We start from the raw sequence: 19,374 nt of genomic DNA, 5'->3' as shown, positions 1-19,374 counted from the left end.
AGTATACAGGCTGTTGAGTGGCGGTCAGTGCCCGGCGGTTTTCGAGAACAGCTGAATCACCACCACGCCCAGCACAATCAGGCCCATCCCCAGCATCGCCGGTACATCCAGCTTCTGCCCATAGATGAACAACGCCGCGATGCTGACCATCACGATGCCCATCCCGGCCCATACCGCGTATGCCACGCCGACCGGCACGGTGCGTACCACTAGGGTCAGCATCCAGAACGCCACGCCGTAGCCGACGATCACCAGCAGCAACGGGATAGGGGTGCTCCAGCCTTTGATGGCTTTCATGGAAACGGTGGCGATCACTTCCGAGCAGATGGCGATGGCCAAGTAGTAGTAGGCGGCATTCATGGGGCAATCCTCGACGTGATGCGCATTTGATAAGGTCGGCATTCTAGAGGTTCGCCAGATGGGGTAAAGTCATTACCTATCTGGAATTGAGATGGGTTGAGCCATGAGCGTGCAATGGGATCTGGAGCAGATGCGGCTGTTTGTCAGCGTCGCCGAGCAGCGTTCGTTTTCTGCCGTGGCCCGTGGGCAGCGCAAGGCGCAATCGGCGGTCAGCAGTGGCATTGCCCTGCTGGAGGCTGACTTGGGCGTTGTCCTGTTCGAACGTAGCAGCGGCCGGCAACCGCGCCTGACCGAGGCCGGCAGTGTGTTGCTGGAGGAAGCGCGTGAGGTGCTGCGCCAGTGTGAGCGCCTCACGGGCCGGGCGTTGTCGTTGACCCGCGGCGAGGAAGCCTGCCTGCGCCTGGCTCAGGATGAGGCGATGTTGTTCCAGCCTGTGCTCGACAGCCTGGAGGCGCTGGCCGTGCACTACCCGCTGCTGGAGGTGCAGTTGTCCAGCGCAGCTCAGGGCGATGTGGCGCGCAAGCTGGTGGAGCGCAAGGCGGACCTGGGGCTGTTGTTCTATCACGACCAGATTCCCGAAGCCCTGGAGCGAAGGGTGGTGGGCAGTGTGGAAATGGTCACGGTGTGCGGAGTCAATCACCCGTTGGCCAAGGAGCAGTACGTGACGTGCCAACACCTGGCCCAGTTTCGGCAGTTGCTGATGTCGACCCAGACCAGCGTCTACCCCGGCAGCGAGGCGGCCAGCCCCTTGGTATGGCGTGCCGACAGCTTCTACGTATTGGCCGAATGGCTGATGAGTGGCCTGGGCTGGGCCTGGCTGCCTCGGCATATCGTGCAATACCCGACCTACCAGCAACAGATGGTCGAATTGGCCAGCGAATGGACCCCGCCCGCCCTGGTGGTGGAACTGGTGTGGCGCCGCGACGAGCACCTGGGGCCCGCCGCTCGCTTCTTGGCCAAACGTTTTGCCGAGTGCTTGCAGGCGATCGACTGAAAAAGCCGATAAACTCCGCCGCCATGAATAGAACTCTCTACAGCTGTCTGTTTTACCTGGCGCTGCCGTTGGTGGCTTTACGCTTGTGGTTGCGTGCGCGCAAAGCGCCGGCCTATGCCAAGCGGGTGGGCGAGCGGTTTTCCTATGGCTTGCCGGTGATGCGGCCCGGCGGGATCTGGGTGCACGCGGTATCGGTCGGCGAAAGCATTGCCGCCGCCCCGATGATTCGCGGCTTATTGGAGCGTTACCCACAGCTGCCGATGACTGTCACCTGCATGACACCCACAGGTTCCGAGCGTATCCAGGCGCTATTTGCCAACGAACCGCGCATCCAGCACTGCTATTTGCCGTACGACTTGCCCTGCGCCGCCAAGCGTTTTCTCGACCGCGTGCAGCCTACGCTGGCGGTGATCATGGAAACCGAGCTGTGGCCCAACCATATCCATGCCTGCGCCCAGCGCGGTATCCCGGTGGCGCTGGCCAATGCGCGGCTGTCCGCGCGTTCGGCCAAAGGGTATGCGCGATTTGCCAAGCTGACGGCGCCGATGCTGGCAGAAATGAGCTTGTTCGCCGTACAGACCGAGACAGAGGCCGAACGTTTTCGCGGCCTGGGCGCACGGCCTGAAACCGTGGAAGTGACCGGCTCGATCAAGTTCGACCTGAGCATCGACCCTCAGTTGACGGCCCGCGCCGCCGCCCTGCGTGAACAATGGGGCGCCAGCGAGCGTCCGGTCTGGATCGCCGCCAGTACCCACGAAGGTGAAGACGACGTGGTGTTGGCAGCTCATCGCCAGTTGCTGGCGAACTATCCCAATGCACTGCTGATTCTGGTGCCTCGTCATCAGGAGCGCTTTGGCCCGACGTTTGAGCGCTGCGTGCAGCAAGGGTTTGCCACCGTGCGTCGCTCCAGCGGTGAGCCGGTCACCGAGCAAACCGCGGTGCTGCTTGGCGACACCATGGGCGAATTGCTGTTTCTTTACGCCCTGGCCGACAGCGCATTTGTCGGCGGCAGCCTGGTACCGACCGGCGGGCACAACCCGCTGGAACCGGCGGCGCTGGGTAAACCGGTGATCATGGGCCCGCATGTCTTCAACTTCCTCGACATCACCGCGATGATGCGCGACGCCGGGGCTTTGCGAGAGGTGGACGATGCCGATGGGCTGGCCGAAGCGGTGCGACAGTTGTTTGAGTTGCCCCAGGACGCACGCAAGATGGCGCAGGCTGGGCTCAAGGTGATGCAGGCCAACCAGGGCGCGTTAAAGCGTTTACTGGATGGCTTGGACAAACTGATCAAACACTGACCACACCAACCCAATGTGGGAGCTGGCTTGCCTGCGATAGCATCACCTCGGTGTACCAGATATACCGAGGTGTCTGCATCGCAGGCAAGCCAGCTCCCACATGGGTTCGGCGGTGCGCTTAATAGCCGGGGCGGGCCTTGAGCTGTTCGGCAGCGGCTTTGGCCAGGTCCGGCGGCAGGAAGTCTTTGTCCGGGTTGTAGTCGGCCTTGAGATAGCGCGCCAGATCCTGCAAATCCCCTGGGTTGAGCGTGCCTGCCGCCTGCTTCAAGCGCAGGTTATCGAGGATGTAGTCGTAGCGGCTGTTGTTGTAGTTGCGCACCGACGCGTACAACTGGCGCTGTGAATCCAGTACGTCGACGATGTTGCGCGTGCCCACCTGATAGCCGATTTCCGTGGCTTCCACCGCGCTCTGGTTGGAGATGATCGACTGACGGCGTGCCTGTACCTGCTCCACATCGGTGTTGACTGCACGGTGCAGGTTACGGGTGTTTTCCACTACCTGGCGGCGCAGGCCTTCGCGCTGTTGCTCGGTCTGGTCGAGGCGCGAATAGGATTCGCGCACTTGCGAACTGGTGAGGCCGCCGCTGTAGATCGGGATGTTCAAGCGCAGGCCGACGGTGCGTTGCGACACATCGCCACCGTACGGGATAGGCAACTGATTCGGGTTGCTGAAGCCCAGGGCGTCGTTGTCGCCTTTTTCGTATTGCGCAACCGCATCGAGCGTCGGCAAGTGGCCGGCCTTGCGCTGCCGAAGGGTCTCTTCGGCGGCGGTTACCGCGTAATTGCTGGCGAGCAGGTTAAGGTTCTGGCGCCCGGCAGTTTCGACCCAGGCCTTGGCGTCGTTCGGTGCCGGCGGCAGCACCGGCAGCGTGTGGACGATACCCTGAATCGAGTTGTATTGGCGGTTGGTCAGGGTGATCAGCGCTTCGAAAGCGTCGTCCACCTGACGCTGGGCCAGGATGCGGTTGGCCCGGGCAGTGTCGTAGCTGGCTTGTGATTGCAGCACATCGGTCTTGTCCGACAGGCCCACATCGAAGCGTTCGTTGGACTGGTCGAGCTGGCGCTTGAAGGCATTTTCTTCGGCCTTGGTCGACGCCAGGTTGTCCTGGGCACGCAGCACGGCGAAGTAGCTCTCGGCACTTTGCAAAATCAGGTTCTGCTCGGAGGCCGACAGTTGCAGCGAGGCTTGCTCGTTAACGGCTTGGGCGGCTTGCAGCTGGAACCAGCGGTCGGCACGGAACAGCGGCTGGCTCAGGGTGGCCCGCCAGGAGTGGGCGTCACGGTTGGCCGTGGCGGCCGGTTGGTCGATCTGGGTACGTACGTTATTGCTGTCGGCGCCGGCCGACAGATTCGGCAGCAAACCTGCGCGGGCCTGGGGCACTACTTCTTTTTGCGCGCCGTACTGCGCACGGGCAGCGGCCAGGTCGGCGTTGTTGTTCGCCGCTTCCTGATAGACGCTGACCAGGTCGGTATTGGCGGACAAGGGCGCTTCAGCTGCCCAGACCAGTCCGTTGGTCGCACAAGACACGGCAACAGCCAGTGAGAGTTTGCGCAGCATGAGGCGATCCCTAGTAAGAATATTACGGTGATAATTCAGCGCCCAAGGCTAAGGCTGGCCATGCCTGGCGTCAAGCCTTGAGGCCGTGCCCGAGTGTAGTGGCCGTACCGTCACACAACAATCCCACGATCACGCCATTCATCACGCTGAATGCACCGCTATTGGCAATTTGCCCACGCCATGGTCTAGACTGGCCGCGTTCTTGTCGGGGTGCCTTGTTGGAAGGCTGAGATCGGTAAATACCGGATCCCGTTGAACCTGATCAGGTTAGCGCCTGCGTAGGGAACAAGATTTCTCGTCCCCCGGCGAGTCCTCTTGTGCTTCGTCCGGGATGTTGTTCGACAATCGAACAGCCCTCGTGCGCCAAGCACAGCACTGGTTCCAGTGCGTCCGTCCGTCACAGGTTCGCTCCGACAAAAATCCACCGCCTGGATAAGTTGGAGAGCCTGTGATGAGTACAAAACTAAAAAATACCGTGCACCTGAGTGAATCGGCCAAGGTCGACTCCGGCTCCGTGCAGCCATTTACCCGCTCGCAAAAAATCTACGTGCAGGGCTCCCGCCCGGATATTCGCGTGCCGATGCGTGAAATCAGCCTGGACGTGACCCCCACTGAGTTTGGTGGCGAAATCAACGCCCCTGTAGTGGTCTACGATACCTCCGGCCCCTATACCGACCCCAATGTCATCATCGACGTGCGCAAAGGCTTGGCCGATGTGCGCTCGCCGTGGATCGAAGAGCGTGGTGACACCGAGCGGCTGGCCTGCTTGAGTTCACGCTACGGCCAGGAACGTCTGGATAACCCCGACCTGGCCTACCTGCGCTTTGCCCACCTGCAAAACCCGCGTCGGGCCAAGGCCGGCGCCAACGTCAGCCAGATGCACTACGCGCGCAAAGGCATCATCACGCCAGAAATGGAATACGTGGCCATCCGCGAAAACATGAAGCTTGAGGAAGCCCGCGCCAGCGGCCTGCTTAAGCAACAACATGCCGGGCACAGCTTCGGCGCCAGTATTCCGAAAATCATCACGCCCGAGTTCGTGCGCGAAGAAATCGCCCGCGGCCGCGCAATCATCCCGGCCAACATCAACCACACTGAGCTGGAACCGATGATTATCGGCCGTAACTTCCTGGTGAAGATCAACGGCAACATCGGCAACAGCGCCCTGGGTTCGTCCATTGAAGAAGAAGTGGCGAAGATGACCTGGGGCATTCGCTGGGGCTCGGACAACATCATGGACCTGTCCACTGGCAAGCATATTCATGAAACCCGCGAGTGGATCATCCGTAATTCGCCCGTGCCGATCGGCACCGTGCCTATCTACCAGGCCCTGGAAAAAGTCGACGGCGTTGCCGAAGACCTGACCTGGGAGCTGTTCCGCGACACCCTGATCGAACAGGCCGAGCAAGGCGTGGACTACTTCACCATTCACGCCGGCGTACTGCTGCGCTACGTGCCGCTGACCGCCAATCGCGTCACCGGCATTGTCAGCCGTGGCGGCGCGATCATGGCCAAGTGGTGCTTGGCCCATCACAAGGAAAACTTCGCCTACACGCACTTCGAAGAGATCTGCGAAATCATGAAGGCCTATGACGTCAGCTTCTCCCTGGGGGATGGCCTGCGCCCGGGGTCGGTGGCCGATGCCAACGACGCTGCGCAATTCGGTGAACTGGAGACTCTGGGCGAGCTGACCAAGATCGCCTGGAAGCACGACGTACAAACCATGATCGAAGGCCCCGGCCATGTGCCGATGCAACTGATCAAAGAGAACATGGACAAGCAGTTGGAGTGCTGCGACGAGGCGCCGTTCTACACCCTCGGCCCGCTGACCACTGATATTGCGCCGGGCTACGACCACATCACCTCGGGTATCGGTGCGGCGATGATCGGCTGGTTCGGTTGCGCCATGCTCTGCTACGTCACGCCCAAGGAGCACTTGGGGCTGCCGAACAAGGATGACGTGAAGACCGGGATCATCACCTACAAGATTGCGGCCCACGCGGCCGACCTTGCCAAAGGCCACCCTGGCGCGCAGATTCGCGATAACGCCCTGAGCAAGGCGCGCTTCGAATTCCGCTGGGAAGACCAGTTCAACCTCGGCCTGGACCCGGACACCGCACGGGCATTCCACGACGAGACGTTGCCCAAGGAATCGGCCAAGGTCGCGCATTTCTGCTCCATGTGTGGGCCTAAATTCTGCTCGATGAAGGTCACCCATGAGGTGCGTGAGTACGCGGCCAACCAGCGCATTGATGCGGTGGATGTGGACGTGGCCAGGGGCTTGGCCGAGCAGGCTGAGCGGTTCAAGCAGGAAGGTAGCCAGCTCTACAAGAAGGTCTGATCCCTAGGCGGCGGTGTCTGCACCGCCGTCATCGCGGGCAAGCCCGGCTCCCACAGTTGGCCGAGTGGTACACAGATTTTGTGTTCACAGCCGATCCCCTGTGGGAGTCGGGCTTGCCCGCGATAGCGATCCGACGAACACCCAATCTCCCTCTGCAATAACACCCTTGAACCACCAACCGATCAACGGCGTGCGGGCACCAGCTCAGGCTTGATCACGCCGGTGAGGCGCGTATAGGGCAGGGTGATTTCGATCAGCCCCTGTGCGTAAGGGGCGATGGTGCTGACGTTGTACTTGAGCACCACACCGCCGCTGGTCAGGGCCACGTTCGGGGTTTTCTGGAACGGCCAGCTCTTCACGAACTCCGGGTCGCGGTCCATCTTGGTGCTGATCAGCCAACTGTTGTGGGCGACTTTCGCGGTATTCCAGAAGGCCTGTTCCTGGCCGGGCAACAGCATGTCGGCCAGGGTCAGTTCCTTATGCAGAATCCGTGAATAGTTGATAAACCCCCGGCCTGGCTCGCCGTGGGCGACGCCGGTGTCCAGGTAACTGGACACTTCAACGATCACCAGTCCGTCATGCTGGTCACGTACCTTGGCCTGCAAGTACATGCCATGGCGGTCCGGCGACTCACGCAGGAAGGTGTTCCGGTAGGCGTTCAGGCTCGCCGGTACGCTGGCGCCAGGCGTGGTGCGGGTCATTTGCAGCAAACGCTGTTCCACCAGGCTGTCGAGTTGTGGCTCGGTGGGGAAATGCACGGTGTCGATGTTCACCAGCGGGCAGGCCGGGCTGTCACAGCCGGGCTTGATCTGCTCCGATTTGTCGGTGGTAACGTCCAGCGGCTTGAGATAGGCCGGTTGGAACAGGCTCTGGCAAGCACCCAGGGTCAAGGCAATACAGGCCACGGAGGCGATTTTTAAAAGCGACATGTGTGTCCTTCGTAAATCGATGGAAAGCGAAAAGAGTAGCGCTTGGACTGCCAACGTGGCCGCCAGTTCGCCACTAAACTGATTGCAGCGAGTTTGACGCTCGCCGCCTCTCCCGGCAACCGCAAAGGGGCTGCATCAACGGGCGTCGGCGCGTTAGGATGGCGCCCATTGCACGAGCTTAACGAGGGACACCATGACGGACATCGCGAAGTCGACGCCGAACAAGATCGAGATTGTTCAGCGTGACAATGCCTATAAAGGCTTCTACAAGCTCGATCGCGTGCAACTGCGCCACGAAAAATTCGACGGCGGCATGAGCCGGGTGATCAACCGCGAGGTGTTCGTGCGTCATGACGCCGTGTGCGTGCTGCCCTACGACCCGCTGCGCGATGAGGTGGTGTTGATCGAACAGTTCCGCGTCGGCGCCATGGGCCGCGCCGATAACCCCTGGCTGGTGGAGATGGTCGCCGGCCTGATTGACAAGGATGAGCAACCCGAGGAGGTTGCACACCGCGAGGCCGAGGAGGAAGCTGGGCTGACATTCTCCGCGCTGTGGCCGATCACCAAGTATTTCCCGTCGCCGGGCGGCAGTACTGAATTTGTCCACCTGTACCTGGGCCGATGCGACAGCTCGGGCGCGGGTGGTGTCCATGGATTGGAAGAAGAAGCAGAAGACATCCGCGTCACCGTCTGGGCATTCGAAGATGCCTTGCAGGCGGTGCGCGATGGCAAGATTTCCAACGCAGCCAGCATTATCGCCCTGCAATGGCTTGCGCTTAATCGCGCGGAAGTGAGGGGGTTATGGCAGTAAAGGCACGGGAACGTTATCGAGTTGACCTGATCGGGCTGCAAGCGGCCTGCGAGGCCAACTATGCGCGGCTGATGCGCCTGCTCCCGGACATGCGCCACGCCCCCCAGGCGCGGCGCATTGCTGTCACCCATGGCGATCAGATGCTCGGTGTGCTGACCCTGGAAGTCATTCTCACCTGCCCGTACACCACCACCCTGCGGGTGCGCCAGGAGCACAGCCTGCCGTGGTTGCCGGTGCCGCAGCTGGAAGTACAGGTGTACCACGACGCGCGTATGGCCGAAGTGATCAGTGCCGAGCACGCACGACGCTTTCGCAGCATCTATCCTTACCCGAATGTGTTCATGCACCAGCCCGATGAGAAAGCACAGCTCAATGTGTTCCTCGGCGAATGGCTCAGCCACTGCCTGGCCTTGGGCCATGAGTTTGAAGTGGTGCGGTAGATGTGAACTGTGCCTGCTTCCTTGGGTTTCCTCTTTGTGTCCTGCCCCAGCATAATCGCGCCAAATGTCCATTCCTGTAGTTGCCAGGGAGAGCGCCTTGCCGAGCGTATCCGCCGTGAATCCTGATGCCGTGTTGCTGGTGCAGTTGTCCGACAGCCACCTGTTCGCCGACGCTGACGCCACGTTGCTGGGCATGAATACCCGTGAAAGCCTGCAGCGGGTGGTCGAGCTGGTGCGTGCGCAACAGCCGGCCATCGACCTGATACTGGCGACCGGCGACTTGTCTCAGGACGGCACGCTGGCGTCCTATCAGCAGTTTCGCGATTTGACCGCTCCCCTTGGCGCCCCGGCGCGCTGGATTCCCGGCAACCACGACGAACCGCAGGTCATGGCCCAGGCTGCCATGCACAGTGATTTGCTCGAACCGGTGGTGGATATCGGCAACTGGCGTATCACCCTGCTGGATTCGGCGGTACCCGGTTCGGTGCCGGGCTACTTGCAAGACGAGCAACTGCAACGGCTGGCGCAGGCCTTGAGCGAAGCGCCGGACCGCCATCACCTGGTGTGTTTCCACCATCATCCGGTGCCCATCGGTTGTGCGTGGATGGAGCCTATCGGCCTGCGCAACCCCGAGGCGCTGTTTGCCGTGCTTGAGCGCTTCCCGCAGACCAAGGCATTGCTTTGGGGCCATGTGCATCAGGAAATCGACGGCGAGCGCAACGGTGTGCGGTTGCTGGCTTCGCCGTCCACCTGTATCCAGTTCGCGCCGGGAAGTGAGGATTTCCAGGTCAGCGAGCAGGCGCCGGGTTATCGCTGGTTGCGTTTGCATGGCGACGGACGGTTGGAGACGGGGGTGGAGCGTTTGGTCGGCTTTGCATTCACCATCGATTACGGCAGCAACGGCTACTGAGGTATCAATTGTGGGAGCTGGCTTGCCTGCGATGGCGGTCAGCCAATGATGGGTGACTGATGCACCGCTATCGCAGGCAAGCCAGCTCCCACAGGGGTTATTCGATATCTGATAGATTGAGGTGCTCACAGCCGGCCTCGAACCCCTGTAAACTGCGCCTCTTTGGCCCCAGCATGGAGAGCCCGGCATGTCCGCTTCGATCCTGTATATCCACGGTTTCAACAGTGCGCCGGCTTCCAACAAGGCCAGCCAGTTGACCACTGTGATGGGCACCCTCGGCCTGTCCGACCAGCTACGTGTACCGGCGCTGCATCACCACCCTCGTCAGGCGATTCTTCAATTGGAGCAAGCGATTGCGCAACTGGGCCGGCCACTGCTGGTCGGCAGCTCACTCGGCGGCTACTATGCAACCCATCTTGCAGAACGCCATGGTCTCAAGGCGTTGCTGGTCAACCCGGCGGTCAGTCCCCATCGGATGTTTGACGGTTACCTGGGCACACAGAAGAACCTCTACACCGATGAGACCTGGGAATTGACACAGGACCACGTCACGGCCCTGGCCGAGCTGGAAGTACCGGCGCCCCAGGATGCCGCGCGTTATCAGGTGTGGTTGCAGACCGGGGACGAAACCCTGGATTATCGCCTGGCCCAACAGTATTACCGGGCCTGCGCCTTGCGCATCCAGGCCGGTGGCGACCATGGCTACCAGGGGTTCGCCCAGCAATTGCCGGCACTGTTGTGTTTTGCCGGCATTGGCGCAGATCAGTTTCAATCCTTCGATTTTTCGTCACTGTAAAAAATCGCAGGTCACTTTTTAATCGAACGACTCACGACGAGACCCCATGGCCACTCCCAGCGCTAGCTCTTATAACGCCGACGCCATCGAAGTCCTCTCGGGCCTCGACCCGGTGCGCAAACGCCCCGGCATGTATACCGACACCAGTCGGCCGAACCACCTTGCCCAGGAAGTCATCGACAACAGCGTCGACGAAGCCTTGGCCGGGCACGCCAAGTCGGTGCAAGTCATCCTTCACGCCGACCATTCCCTGGAAGTGTCCGACGATGGTCGTGGCATGCCGGTGGACATTCACCCCGAAGAGGGTGTGCCGGGCGTCGAGCTGATCCTTACCAAGCTCCATGCCGGCGGCAAGTTCTCCAACAAGAACTACCAGTTCTCCGGCGGTTTGCACGGTGTGGGTATTTCCGTGGTCAACGCGCTGTCGACCCTGGTGCGGGTCAAGGTCAAGCGCGATGGCAACGAGTACCAGATGACTTTCGCCGATGGCTACAAAGCCACCGACCTGGAAGTGATCGGCACCGTTGGCAAGCGCAACACCGGCACCAGCGTGTACTTTGCGCCGGACCCCAAGTATTTCGATTCGCCCAAATTCTCCATCAGCCGCCTCAAGCACGTGCTCAAGGCCAAGGCCGTGCTGTGCCCGGGGCTGCTGGTCAGCTTTGAAGACAAAGGCACCGGCGAGAAGGTCGAGTGGCACTACGAAGACGGCCTGCGTTCCTACCTGGAAGACTCGGTCAGCGACTTCGAACGCCTGCCCAACGAGCCGTTCTGCGGCAGCCTGTCGGGTAATAAAGAAGCGGTGGACTGGGCGCTGCTGTGGTTGCCCGAAGGTGGCGACAGCGTGCAGGAAAGCTACGTCAACCTGATCCCCACGGCCCAGGGCGGCACCCACGTCAACGGTTTGCGCCAAGGCTTGCTGGATGCCATGCGTGAGTTCTGCGAATACCGCAGCCTGTTGCCGCGCGGCGTCAAACTGGCGCCGGAAGACGTGTGGGAGCGCATCGCGTTCGTGCTGTCGATGAAGATGCAGGAACCGCAATTCTCCGGGCAGACCAAGGAGCGCCTGTCGTCCCGCGAGGCAGCGGCGTTTGTCTCTGGCGTGGTCAAGGACGCCTTCAGCCTGTGGCTCAACGAGCATCCCGAGCTGGGCCTGGCCCTGGCGGAGCTGGCGATCAACAACGCCGGCCGGCGCTTGAAGGCGAGCAAAAAGGTCGAGCGCAAGCGCATCACCCAGGGCCCGGCACTGCCGGGCAAACTGGCCGATTGCGCCGGGCAAGACCCGATGCGTTCCGAGCTGTTCCTGGTGGAAGGTGACTCCGCCGGCGGTTCCGCCAAGCAAGCGCGGGACAAGGAGTTCCAGGCGATCCTGCCGTTGCGCGGCAAGATCCTCAACACCTGGGAAGTCGATGGCAGCGAAGTGCTCGCCAGCCAGGAAGTGCATAACATCGCGGTCGCCATCGGCGTCGATCCGGGCGCGGCAGACATGAGCCAGCTGCGCTACGGCAAGATCTGTATCCTCGCCGACGCCGACTCGGACGGCCTGCACATTGCTACCTTGCTGTGCGCGTTGTTCGTCCAGCATTTCCGCCCGTTGGTGGATGCCGGTCACGTCTACGTCGCCATGCCGCCGCTGTACCGCATCGACCTGGGCAAGGAAATCTTCTACGCCCTGGACGAAGCCGAGCGCGATGGCATCCTTGACCGCCTGGTGGCCGAGAAGAAACGCGGCAAGCCACAGGTCACGCGATTCAAGGGCCTGGGTGAAATGAACCCGCCGCAACTGCGCGAAACCACCATGGACCCGAACACCCGGCGCCTGGTGCAGTTGACCCTGGAAGACTTCGCCGCCACCTCGGAAATGATGGACATGCTGCTGGCGAAGAAACGCGCTGGCGACCGCAAGACCTGGCTTGAATCCAAAGGCAACCTGGCCGAGGTTCTGGGCTGATGCGCACAGGCTTCGCCCTGGCGATCCTGATGTTGAGCGGGCTGGCGGTCACCCAGGTGGCCGCAGCCAGCGTGGCAGAGCTCAAGCTGGTCTCGGAACACCCGGTTGACGGCATGCGCGGTGGGAACCTGTCGGGCCTGGCGTTGTGTGGCAACGAGCTGTGGACGGTTTCGGACCGCGATGACGACCAGATCTACCGCCTTGATACCCGTGCGCCGACCTGGAGCGCGCAAGCGCTGACGATCGACGTGCCGCCCGTGCCCGAGTCCGGCCTGCCTTGGGGCTTGCGTTCGCGCACCAAGGCCGCTTCGTTCATACGTGGCGGTGACCTGGACTTTGAAGGCATCAGCTGTGATGCCGCAGGCAACCGCTACATTGTCAGCGAAGCCCATGCCGCGGTGTTGCAGGTACCCGCAACGGGCGCCCCGGAGTGGTTGAAAATCGCACCGGGCATGGTGCGTGAAGCCAGGGCTAGTGGCATGTTGCTGCACTTTAATGCCTTGTTCGAAGGCCTGGCGGTAAACCCTGAAGGCCATCAGATCTGGCTGGCTGCCGAGCGCGAACGCCGTGGCCTGGTCTCGATCAAGCGTGGGCAGAGCGTATGGGATTGCGATGGCCGTTGTGTATTGTTGAGCGAGGCCGGCCAGGAAGTGCAACCGGCGCAGTTCCCCAACGCCAAGGCCGTGTCCAAGGACTTTGCTGACCTGTCGCTGTTCAACGGCAAGCTGTTTACCCTGGAGCGCAATGCGTTTCAGATCTGCCGGCGCGACCCGCTCACGGCCAAGGTTGAGCTGTGCTGGTCGTTTGCCGACGAAGCCCTGACGCCGCAGCGACGTTACCCGCAGTCGTATGGCCTGGCTGAAGCCCTGTTGGTGGATGCCGACGGTGCCTGGGTCGGGATCGACAACAATTTCGGCCCGCGTGCCGATGGTGAAAAACGTCCGATGGTCTATCGTTTTGCCGCTCCGGATGGCGGCTGGAGTGCCCAGCCATGAGTCGAGATTTTTTTGAATTGAATCAGCGCAGCGGCAGTTCCGCTGCGCCTTACCCCATGATGAGGCCCGCATGAGTGACATCCTCGCAGACAGCTTAGATGGCGTAGAACGCCGGTCGCTGGCTGAATTCACCGAAAATGCCTACCTCAACTACTCCATGTACGTGATCATGGACCGTGCCTTGCCGCATATCGGCGACGGCCTGAAGCCCGTGCAACGGCGCATCATCTACGCCATGAGTGAGTTGGGCCTGGACGCCGATTCCAAGCACAAGAAGTCGGCGCGTACCGTCGGTGACGTGCTGGGTAAATTCCACCCCCACGGCGACTCGGCGTGCTATGAAGCCATGGTGCTGATGGCCCAGCCGTTCAGCTACCGCTATACCCTGGTGGACGGCCAAGGTAACTGGGGGGCACCGGATGACCCCAAATCCTTCGCCGCCATGCGTTACACCGAGGCGCGGCTGTCGCGTTATTCCGAAGTGCTGCTCAGCGAGCTGGGCCAGGGCACTGCCGACTGGGGGCCGAACTTTGACGGCACCCTCGACGAACCCCTGGTGTTGCCGGCGCGTTTGCCGAATATCCTGCTCAACGGCACCACCGGTATTGCGGTCGGCATGGCCACCGATGTGCCGCCGCACAACCTGCGCGAAGTCGCCACTGCCTGCGTGCGCTTGCTGGATGAGCCCAAAGCTACGGTCGAGCAGCTCTGCGAGCATATCCAGGGCCCGGATTACCCGACCGAAGCAGAAATCATCACGCCGCGCGCGGACCTGCTGAAGATGTACGAAACGGGCAAGGGCTCGGTGCGTATGCGCGCGGTGTACCACATCGAGGACGGCGACATTATTGTGACCGCGCTGCCGCACCAGGTATCGGGTGCCAAGGTGCTGGAGCAGATCGCCGCGTTGATGCAGGCCAAGCCGTCGAAATTGCCACAAGTGGCCGACCTGCGTGACGAGTCCGACCATGAGAACCCATGCCGCATCGTGATCATCCCGACCAACAGCCGGGTGGATCATGAAGTGCTGATGCAGCACTTGTTCGCCAGCACCGACCTGGAGTCCAGCTATCGGGTCAACGTCAATATCATCGGCCTGGACGGCAAGCCGCAGTTGAAGAACCTGCGCAATCTGCTGGTGGAATGGCTGGAGTTCCGTGTACAAACCGTGCGCCGCCGCCTGCAATTCCGCCTCGACAAGGTCGAGCGCCGCTTGCATCTGTTGGACGGTTTGCTGATCGCCTACCTCAACCTGGATGAAGTGATCCATATCATCCGTACCGCCGAGCATCCGAAGGCCGAGCTGATCGCGCGTTTCGAGCTGAGCGAAATCCAGGCGGACTACATCCTCGACACCCGCTTGCGCCAGTTGGCACGCCTGGAAGAAATGAAACTGCGCGATGAGCAGGATGCCCTGCTCAAGGAACAAGCCAAGCTGCAAGCCCTGCTGGGCAGCGAAGCCAAGCTCAAGAAGCTGGTGCGCAGTGAGCTGCTCAAAGATGCGGAAACCTATGGCGATGACCGTCGCTCGCCTATCGTCGAGCGCGCTGAAGCCAAGGCCCTGACCGAAACCGAGCTGTTGCCCAACGAGAAAATTACCGTCGTTCTGTCGGAAAAGGGTTGGGTTCGCTCCGCCAAAGGGCATGATATTGACGCAACCGGCCTTTCGTACAAAGCCGGTGATGGCTTCAAGACCGCTGCCGCCGGGCGTTCCAATCAGTTCGCGGTGTTTATCGACTCGACCGGGCGCAGTTATTCGGTGCCGGCCCACACCCTGCCGTCTGCACGGGGGCAGGGCGAGCCGTTGACCGGGCGCCTCACGCCGCCGCCGGGGGCGAATTTCGAGTGCGTGCTGTTGCCGGACGATGATTCGCTGTATGTCATCGCCTCCGACGCCGGTTACGGTTTCGTGGTCAAGGGTGAAGACCTGCAGGCCAAGAACAAGGCGGGCAAGGCGCTGTTGAGCCTACCGAACAACGCCAAGGTGATTCTGCCGAGGCCGGTGGAGGATCGTGAAAGCAACTGGCTGGCGTCGGTGACCACCGAAGGGCGCTTGCTGGTGTTCAAGATCAGCGACTTGCCGCAGTTGGGCAAGGGTAAAGGCAACAAGATCATCGGGATTCCCGGTGACCGGGTGGCCAGTCGCGAGGAGTATGTGACTGACATCGCCGTGGTCCCGGAAGGCTCTACCCTGGTGCTCCAGGCCGGCAAGCGCACGTTGTCATTGCGCCCTGACGACCTTGAACACTACAAGGGTGAGCGTGGCCGGCGAGGTAACAAACTGCCACGAGGCTTCCAGCGAGTGGATGCCTTGCTGGTCGAAACGCCGGTTTAAGCGGTACTAGAGGCCTCGATCTACGATTTAACGCGTAGATCGATGCTTTCGCGCTGGAGTCATGGCGCATATTCACGGATGATATGGCCTTTCCAGCGCCGGCGTGGCCGAGCGTGTTCAGGTTATTTTTAGTATTACATTGTGGTTCGCCTTGTGGCAGCCACTTGGATGGGATGATGACTGCTCCACGCCTTCCTCTATTTTTGATGCTCGCTGGCCTTTTGGGGTTGGCGGGTTGCAGCACACATCAACCGGTGTCGCTGTACCAGCTGGACAGCGGAAGTCCGGCTCAGCCAGCCCAAACCGCTGGCATGGCAGTATTGCTGGGGCCGGTAGTCGTTGCCGATTACCTGCAACGCGAAACCCTGCTTCAACGTCAGAACGACGGCAGCCTGCAAGGTTCCACAGATGGTCGTTGGGCCGGTAGCCTGTCGTCGGATATCAACCAGTTGATGTTGCGTCAGGTCGCCGGCCAGTTAGACAGCCAGCGAGTAGTCCTGGCGCCGGGACCCTCCGGGTTCACCCCGGATGTACAGGTGTTGCTGACCATTACGCGGCTGGATTCCGGCAAGTCGCAACCGGCGATCCTGGATGCACAGTGGCGCCTGATCGACCGTCGCGGGCAGGTGCGGGACAACCGCATTGTGCACCTGCAGGAAGAACACGCCGGCACCACTGCGTCCCAGGTCCAGGCTCAGGGTGTGCTGTTGCAGCACTTGGCACAGCAGTTGTCGGTGGCGCTCAAACCACTGGCCAACCAGCCGCCGATTGCCGAAGCGCAGCCGCGTAAACAGGCCCCCGCCCAGGCCAAGCCTGCGGCCCCGGAAAAGCCGAAGATGCCGATGGCCACGCCGATTCGTACGGATCTGGAAGTGTTCAGGTTCTGATCTGAAATTTATTTTTGAAAAAGCCCGCCAAGCCCGCGGGCTTTTTCATGCCTGCTGTAAAACGCCAGCGCCTAATTCTGCGTACCTGTTAATTCTGACAGTATCCAGCTGCGCATAAGGTCTCTAGTGTGATTTCAGTCCTATCTCTTAAGGTACTGAACTCATGAAAAAAATATCGATCTTCCTCGCTTGGTTTTTTTGTAGTGCATTAAGTGTTGCTCTCATGGGCTGTAGCCATGAAGTTAATCGTGAATTTGGCGGCCTTGAAAATGATGAACTTCCGCCAGCCGAAGGTGAACTGTCAAGCTTGAGTCAGATAATCCGCCCTGTGACGGGCACCAAGAGGATGTTGGTCACGGTAACCCATTGGCAGGGAGAGCGTGTGTTGGACAGGGATCAGGTGGAGTTGCATACGCTGTCTACTGATCCTAATTCATTACGCTCTTATATTCTGGCTGCGTCCGGTGGAAAGCTGAAGTTGGAGGGGCGGGTAGTGGAGGCGACGTCTGGACCGAAGCCTGAGGGATGCTCTATGTCCACGTCTATCGCGGAGGGTCGCAAGACTGCCGAAAAGAATGGCCTTAATCCCGATGATTTCGACTATGAAATTAACATCGTTAACTGTGGCGGTGGCGCCTTGGCCTTTACCCCCGGTAGGCATGTTGGAGTGTTTGGCAAGGCAGGCTCACCGCATGTTTACAAGCACGAGCTTGGTCATAATTTAGGCTTTCGTCATGGGGGAAGCCTCATAGGCTGCCCCCGCAATGGCGCGTCTGTGAGTGCGCCTGTTGATTGCACTTACGTTGAGTATGGAGACACTGGTGACTCAGTGTCAGGTGGTGGCACGCTTTATCCTGCGGTCAGCCGCCGCTATGTCGGCTGGCTGGATGATGGCCAGGCGACGACTATCACGCGCACCGGCCTTTACAGTTTGAAGGTGTTGGGACGCGAAGGCCCGCAGCTGTACCTGATCAAGATCCCTGAAACCCATTCGCCCGGTGGGGCCTACTACCCGTTGTTGTCGCTCGAATACAGGAAACCTACGGTCTTTGATAACTTTCCGGAGAATGACAACCGGGTCAATGGCGTGTGGATGCGTTATGCGAGGGAGCAAGGCGTGCAGAATGTGCAGATTGATGCCACGCCAGAGACGCCAAGAACCAACGATCCTACCTTACTTACGGGGCAGACATTTGAGGACTCTTCCGGCAAGGTTAAAGTGCTTGTGTGCAGCGCCGGGCCGGACGAGGCGATAGTCGCGGTCGCGCTTGATGGGGCGGGTTTTCCTTACTGTACAACCACGGTCCCCGCTCCCGTCATTGCGGTCCCTCTCGAGGGGGCCAGCACCGGTAAACAGCCAGTATTTGCCGGCACTGCCTGGCCTGGCGCACGTATTGAAATAGTAAATGCTTCCAAGCCCGAGGAAGTCGTGGGCACAGCCATTGCTGATGGCAACGGCAACTGGTCGGTGTACTCGCTGTCAGTGCATGATGTTGGCAGTTATTCTTATACTGCCCGACAAACTTTTGGGGGAAGAACCTCGGTGTTATCTGGCAATCGCAGCTTCAAGGTGGCTGAACTGAGCGTGCCTGCGGCAATAATCGAGACCCCCGCCCAAAATGTCGAAGTTGGCCGCCTGCCGCAAGTGTCAGGTACCGGTGTTCCTGGTGCTACTGTGGTGTTGCTTAAATCCTACGATCCTTACAACCCGCTGGCCACTACTAGGGTCGATGGCTATGGCCGCTGGTCAGTGCGCATAGAGCGCCCTCTACCGATAAGTCCACCCGCCTTTACCATGACCGGCTATCAAACCCTTGATGGAAAACGTTCGGGTTGGCTGGCGAACAGGACACTCAAGGTTGTTGATGTACCTGACCCGGCGATTATCCAAACGCCGGCCCAAAGCGTCAGAACGGGCCGCCGGCCTTTTGTGACAGGTACGGGTGTAGCAGGTGCTACTGTTGTGTTGATGCAGTCGTACAAACCTGAAAATATTTTAGCCACTACTACCGTCGATGGTTATGGGCGATGGGCCACGCAGGTTGATAATCCGCTGCCGATAAGCCCACCCGCCTTTACCGTGACTGGATATCAGTCGATTGAGGGGAAAAGATCCGGTTGGTTGGCCAATAGAACTATCCAGGTTGTCGATGCTCCCGATCTGGCGATTATCGAAACCCCTGCACAAGGTGTGAAAACAGGACGTCGGCCAGTTGTGTCAGGTAGTGGTATTGCGGGCGCGACCGTCGTGTTGCTCAAATCGGGTGACCCGTATAACGCCTTGGCGACCACCACTGTCGATGGCTATGGACGCTGGTCGGTGCAGGTTGATCAGCCTCTGCCGGTCACAAACTCCTTTGTCATGACGGGCTATCAGCAGCTTGACGGTAAAATCGCCCGCTGGTTGGCGAATAGGACCTTCCAGGTAGTGCAGGTTCCCGATGCTCCGGTTATCGAAACCCCTGCCGAAAACCAGACCGTTGGCCGCCAGCCTCTTGTAAAAGGCACTGGCGTTGTGGGGGCCGTGGTTGAGTTGAATCAGGAGAACAGGCCCGGAGTTCCACTTGGGTACGCGGTTGTCGATGGTTTTGGACAATGGTCTGTCCAGATAGAAAGGCCGCTACCCGTCGGGTCCAACTTTAAAATGAGTGGGTATCAGCTTTTGGACCAGGTCAGGTCAGGCTGGATTCCACGCCGAACCATAAATGTCGTGGATAGCAAGAAAATCAAATAGTACTAGAAAGCCCGCAGGTGTTTGTTCTCTGC

At 60.3% G+C, this 19,374-nt stretch carries 15 protein-coding genes and 1 riboswitch; of the genes, 12 read left to right on the top strand and 3 right to left on the bottom strand.

What is annotated here, in order from left to right; genetic code table 11:
• Positions 1-24: 24 nt before the first annotated feature.
• The gene (locus tag GIV26_RS03740) at positions 25-360 is read right to left on the bottom strand and encodes a DMT family transporter (protein ID WP_003188013.1); all 336 of its coding nucleotides are present in this window, start codon (positions 358-360) and stop codon (positions 25-27) included.
• Between the two features lie 103 nt (positions 361-463).
• Between GIV26_RS03740 and GIV26_RS03735 the strand changes: the two genes are divergently transcribed.
• Both GIV26_RS03735 and waaA read left to right on the top strand, forming a co-directional pair.
• On the top strand, positions 464-1,354 hold the full coding sequence (locus tag GIV26_RS03735; RefSeq protein ID WP_014716644.1) for a LysR family transcriptional regulator: 891 nt from the start codon (positions 464-466) through the stop codon (positions 1,352-1,354).
• Positions 1,355-1,377: 23 nt separating this feature from the next.
• Positions 1,378-2,655 carry a lipid IV(A) 3-deoxy-D-manno-octulosonic acid transferase gene (gene waaA / locus GIV26_RS03730; protein ID WP_054918870.1) on the top strand — a complete coding sequence of 426 codons (1,278 nt, stop codon included), beginning with the start codon at positions 1,378-1,380 and terminating at the stop codon, positions 2,653-2,655.
• A 118-nt stretch (positions 2,656-2,773) separates the two neighbouring features.
• Here the strand turns inward: waaA and GIV26_RS03725 are convergent, their stop codons facing one another.
• Entirely contained in the window at positions 2,774-4,213 is a 1,440-nt protein-coding gene (locus tag GIV26_RS03725) for a TolC family outer membrane protein (protein ID WP_032893875.1), read from the bottom strand.
• A 196-nt stretch (positions 4,214-4,409) separates the two neighbouring features.
• Positions 4,410-4,515, top strand: a riboswitch (TPP riboswitch).
• Positions 4,516-4,664: 149 nt separating this feature from the next.
• Here GIV26_RS03725 and thiC point away from each other — a divergent pair.
• Positions 4,665-6,554, top strand: coding sequence for a phosphomethylpyrimidine synthase ThiC (gene thiC / locus GIV26_RS03720; RefSeq protein WP_236279519.1), 1,890 nt, complete (start codon positions 4,665-4,667; stop codon positions 6,552-6,554).
• Positions 6,555-6,736: 182 nt separating this feature from the next.
• On the opposite strand, the gene GIV26_RS03715 is transcribed toward thiC, so the two are convergent.
• Positions 6,737-7,483: an RsiV family protein gene (locus GIV26_RS03715; RefSeq protein WP_054896254.1), complete on the bottom strand. Its 747-nt coding sequence runs from the start codon at positions 7,481-7,483 to the stop codon at positions 6,737-6,739.
• A 193-nt stretch (positions 7,484-7,676) separates the two neighbouring features.
• Between GIV26_RS03715 and GIV26_RS03710 the strand changes: the two genes are divergently transcribed.
• The 9 genes from GIV26_RS03710 to GIV26_RS03670 all read left to right on the top strand — a co-directional run bounded on the left by GIV26_RS03710 (position 7,677) and on the right by GIV26_RS03670 (position 19,342).
• Entirely contained in the window at positions 7,677-8,294 is a 618-nt protein-coding gene (locus tag GIV26_RS03710) for an NUDIX domain-containing protein (RefSeq protein WP_034125636.1), read from the top strand.
• Complete coding sequence (locus tag GIV26_RS03705; protein WP_003188022.1) at positions 8,285-8,734, top strand: DUF1249 domain-containing protein; 450 nt, start codon at positions 8,285-8,287, stop codon at positions 8,732-8,734. Before GIV26_RS03710 ends, GIV26_RS03705 begins: the two co-directional genes overlap by 10 nt.
• A gap of 97 nt (positions 8,735-8,831) precedes the next feature.
• Positions 8,832-9,644, top strand: coding sequence for a 3',5'-cyclic-AMP phosphodiesterase (gene cpdA / locus GIV26_RS03700; RefSeq protein ID WP_236279518.1), 813 nt, complete (start codon positions 8,832-8,834; stop codon positions 9,642-9,644).
• 187 nt (positions 9,645-9,831) lie between these two features.
• Positions 9,832-10,440 (top strand): YqiA/YcfP family alpha/beta fold hydrolase, encoded by a 609-nt coding sequence (locus tag GIV26_RS03695; RefSeq protein ID WP_014716651.1) that lies wholly within the window; start codon positions 9,832-9,834, stop codon positions 10,438-10,440.
• A 46-nt stretch (positions 10,441-10,486) separates the two neighbouring features.
• A complete protein-coding gene (gene parE, locus GIV26_RS03690) occupies positions 10,487-12,391 on the top strand; it encodes a DNA topoisomerase IV subunit B (RefSeq protein WP_003188026.1) in 1,905 nt (634 codons plus the stop codon).
• Positions 12,391-13,386, top strand: coding sequence for an esterase-like activity of phytase family protein (locus tag GIV26_RS03685; protein WP_236279517.1), 996 nt, complete (start codon positions 12,391-12,393; stop codon positions 13,384-13,386). The genes parE and GIV26_RS03685 overlap by 1 nt, the downstream gene beginning before the upstream one ends.
• Positions 13,387-13,456: 70 nt before the next feature.
• A complete protein-coding gene (parC, locus tag GIV26_RS03680) occupies positions 13,457-15,721 on the top strand; it encodes a DNA topoisomerase IV subunit A (RefSeq protein ID WP_034125639.1) in 2,265 nt (754 codons plus the stop codon).
• Positions 15,722-15,894: 173 nt separating this feature from the next.
• Positions 15,895-16,608: a PqiC family protein gene (locus GIV26_RS03675; protein WP_032873461.1), complete on the top strand. Its 714-nt coding sequence runs from the start codon at positions 15,895-15,897 to the stop codon at positions 16,606-16,608.
• 163 nt (positions 16,609-16,771) lie between these two features.
• Entirely contained in the window at positions 16,772-19,342 is a 2,571-nt protein-coding gene (locus tag GIV26_RS03670) for a hypothetical protein (protein ID WP_236279516.1), read from the top strand.
• Positions 19,343-19,374 lie beyond the last annotated feature (32 nt).

It is taken from the genome of Pseudomonas sp. PA-1-3F (assembly GCF_021609665.1).
Lineage (GTDB): Bacteria > Pseudomonadota > Gammaproteobacteria > Pseudomonadales > Pseudomonadaceae > Aquipseudomonas > Aquipseudomonas paracarnis.
This window is presented reverse-complemented; position numbering and strand designations above follow the sequence as displayed.